Source organism: Alteromonas profundi (genome assembly GCF_010500865.1).
GTDB lineage: Bacteria > Pseudomonadota > Gammaproteobacteria > Enterobacterales > Alteromonadaceae > Alteromonas > Alteromonas profundi.
Window position 1 is genome coordinate 1 of sequence record NZ_JAAAWN010000062.1, and the last position, 3,190, is coordinate 3,190.

The window sequence follows — 3,190 nt, forward strand, 5'->3', positions numbered from 1 at the left end:
GGCTACATTGTCTTTCGAGCTTCACACCTCACCATTGCTAGTAACGCATGTCGAAATAGGAAACCTTCGGCAATACGAAGGGTTGAATCAAAGTTCAACAGTAAACAAAGCGACTTCTTGTCGCACCGAGGCGTTTATACCAGAGTGCGAAGCCCGTTTTATCCCAATAGAGTATTTTGACCTTATCGCGCTTTTTATTGCAGAACACAAACAGTGCATCGCGAAATGGATTAAGGTTCATGTCTTGCTCAACAACGACAATCAATCCATTAATCGATTTACGGAAGTCGACGACATCCATGTATAGATAAATATCGGCAGGCTTAACAAACATTTTCATTCGGCCAATGTCTTCATCCCAGTAGCAACCCAATGAGGACTCATGTTCGTTGGCAAGCTCAATTGAGCGTTTCCAAGTTGCAGGAGAAGTTCACTATCAGTTTCTTTTTTGTATGATTCAACTTTCGTGACTTCGCGTTTCACCTGAATGGACTTGCTACTTGTTCGTTGAAGCCGAATATCACGGCGCCGCGTATAGTAGGTTTGAACGTTAATCTGCTACTGACCACAAAACTCTACCGCAGTGAGCCCGCTTTGTTTTTGTTGCTCGAATAAGTTGAGCCAGTCTTGTATGTCTCTTCGTTGAGATTACTGCATGGTTATTCTCCTTAGCAAAGCGAACACCATGCCCTAGCTAACTTATGAATTGAATGTGGGGATTACCGGACCGATACGCATTTAGGACATGTAATTGTAGATAACAACTCTATTTCGGACAAAGGATAGTGCTCCAAACTTGAATAAAAAAGTGCAATTCGAAAGTAAGTTACGATTTTATTCTTGAGGGGAAACCAGCATTCTCTGTCGCTTTGGTTAGTGCATTAGGGCTAGTAACTTCGTCGTCATATATCACATATCCTGAAACCGATTTAACCCTTGAGCCATCCGTACAATTTCTTGATTTTCCAGTGCCAGTAAGCTGTCTAAAAGTTCTTTATGATGAGGAATAACAGTCTGGTCTCTCAGGTATGAATAGAGTGCTATCACTTGTTGGTGTTGTTCAATTACGACTGCTGCAATCTCTGAATCTGTTTTCTGTTCAAATGCACCGTCGCATTGGTCGTGCAAGATAATCGGATTCTTCTCCAAATATTCTATAAAGAGCGTTTCCAACTCTCCAGATTCCGCTTTTACTGAAAATGATTTTATTAGCGCTGCTAAGTGCTCCTCATGAGCAATCAAATATTCCATTGCCATTTTTGAGTGCTCAGAATTATTTGGTTCGCAATGCGTGAGGCAACTTGCCAATTGTTCGTGAAAATCGATGGTCCACTCTAAAATGTCTCTCACACTTTCTATTTTCATTATAACTCTCGATATCCCACATAGATTTAATAATGCCAATCAAAAATTTAGACTAAATACCACTAGAAATCATAACTTGCAGATTACAAACGCATTACAAATTTGTCAGAACCGCACGATTGAATCGCTTCTCACTAGAGGTCGTTTTAAATTACAAATTAAGCTGAAAATACGTGACCAAATATACTCACGTCTTGATTGGGTATCAGGTTAAAAGTTTCATGTAGGGATGATTAGCCATAGCCGGACTGCTTTTTGCAACGCTCTAAAATCAGATAGGCAGAGATTAACTAAAGGGACATCAACATGTCCTCCACTTCCTAAGGATCGAGGCCTTGAGACTTGATTTGTAGTTCGGAATAAAAATTTTCTTCTGTAAGGTTGATTGAAAAAATAACACACTTATGTGAACGTTTTACTCATTATTGACGCGGTTAGCACAAACATTATGAACGCAAATAAAGCAAACATCGAACTATTACGTGCCTTAATTAGATGCGCAGTTTGTCTTGTGTTGCTTGTTTTATCATTGCCTAGCGTTGCATGTGAACCTTCAACTAATAAAAACATAACTGCCGATATGGTCGAGTCTGTGAAGATGCAACATCTCTCTGACAATAATCAATATTCTCCACATAAAACGCATTCAGACTGCGACGGAAAGTGTTGTGATGATTTATGCGAATGCAAATTAGGCTCGTGCTTTAATCTTACAACAATGGTTGCGCCTGATTTGAAATCAATTAGTGCGCCGTCCTCTTCGCACTTTTATTTCTCCAATTTTTATCATTTTTATTCGGGGTTCAGCCTCCTGAGGCCACCTAAAGTTCATTTGATTTCTTAAGTAGTTGTCAGTTTACAGACTGACAACCATTTCAATATTGCGTTCCGATAACACAGTTTATGGCACATGTCGCAAATAAAATGAGATTCTTATGAGTAACCGAATGAAACGAAATCGGCGCGTTTTTTTGAAAAATGCTGCCTATGCTACTGGTGGATTGGCCTTGCTAGGTCAAATGAGAGCACCATGGGCTTCCCCAGAAGGTTATAGCAATAGCAAAAATTACAGTGGTTTTGCTGAAGTTAATCACGGTAGTGCGGTAGTACGTGGGGAAGATATAAAGATGACGATCTCTCGTCAGCAAAAAAAAATTGCCGGCGATATTGCAAGCCCTATTACCATCAACGACATATCACCTGGCCCATTGCTCCGGTTAAGAGAAGGTCAGCAAGTTAAGATTCATGTTACCAACGAATTACCAGACAGCACGTCTATTCATTGGCATGGTTTTATTCTCCCATTTAACATGGATGGAGTACCTGGCGTTTCATTTCCTGGTATCGCTCCTAACTCTACGTTTACCTATGAATTTAATATAGAACAAAACGGCACCTATTGGTATCACAGCCACTCGGGCTTGCAAGAGCAGTTAGGTCACTTGGGGCCTGTCATTATCGACCCTGTTGACGGTGACATAGGTGCAGACAGAGAACATGTCATTCAATTGAGCGATTGGACCTTTGAGGATCCACATGATGTGTTTAGACATTTAAAGGTAGCAGAGGGTTACTACAATTATCAACAACGTACGATAAGCGACACCGTTAACGATATTAAAAAGAAAGGTTTTGTTAATACAGTAAAAGAAAGAGCTATGTGGGCCAATATGCGGATGAATCCCAGAGATATTCTCGATTTTGTTATGTCTTGTGTTTTTTAGTATCACTGAGTGGGTGGGTTGGTCGTAACCCTTGTTATCTCTCGCACTCTTCACAAACATAACTTGAATCCTCAAATTCTTTTCTATCAGTATAAATAAGT

General features: G+C 40.1%; 3 protein-coding genes. 1 reads left to right on the forward strand and 2 read right to left on the reverse strand.

Translation table 11 applies throughout. From position 1 onward, the window contains the following. Positions 1–94: 94 nt before the first annotated feature. A complete protein-coding gene (gene tnpB / locus GTH32_RS19820) occupies positions 95–340 on the reverse strand; it encodes an IS66 family insertion sequence element accessory protein TnpB (protein WP_425482382.1) in 246 nt (81 codons plus the stop codon). 569 nt (positions 341–909) lie between these two features. Beyond that, positions 910–1,365, reverse strand: coding sequence for a hypothetical protein (locus GTH32_RS19005; RefSeq protein ID WP_163088750.1), 456 nt, complete (start codon positions 1,363–1,365; stop codon positions 910–912). A gap of 947 nt (positions 1,366–2,312) precedes the next feature. Here GTH32_RS19005 and GTH32_RS19010 point away from each other — a divergent pair. Continuing rightward, complete coding sequence (locus tag GTH32_RS19010) at positions 2,313–3,089, forward strand: multicopper oxidase domain-containing protein (protein ID WP_246223325.1); 777 nt, start codon at positions 2,313–2,315, stop codon at positions 3,087–3,089. Positions 3,090–3,190 lie beyond the last annotated feature (101 nt).

Bases quoted from the DNA above. Each gene is read 5' to 3' on its own strand.
- tnpB (WP_425482382.1), bottom strand. From the start codon at position 340: ATGAAAATGTTTGTTAAGCCTGCCGATATTTATCTATACATGGATGTC.
- GTH32_RS19005 (WP_163088750.1), bottom strand. From the start codon at position 1,365: ATGAAAATAGAAAGTGTGAGAGACATTTTAGAGTGGACCATCGATTTT.
- GTH32_RS19010 (WP_246223325.1), top strand. From the start codon at position 2,313: ATGAAACGAAATCGGCGCGTTTTTTTGAAAAATGCTGCCTATGCTACT.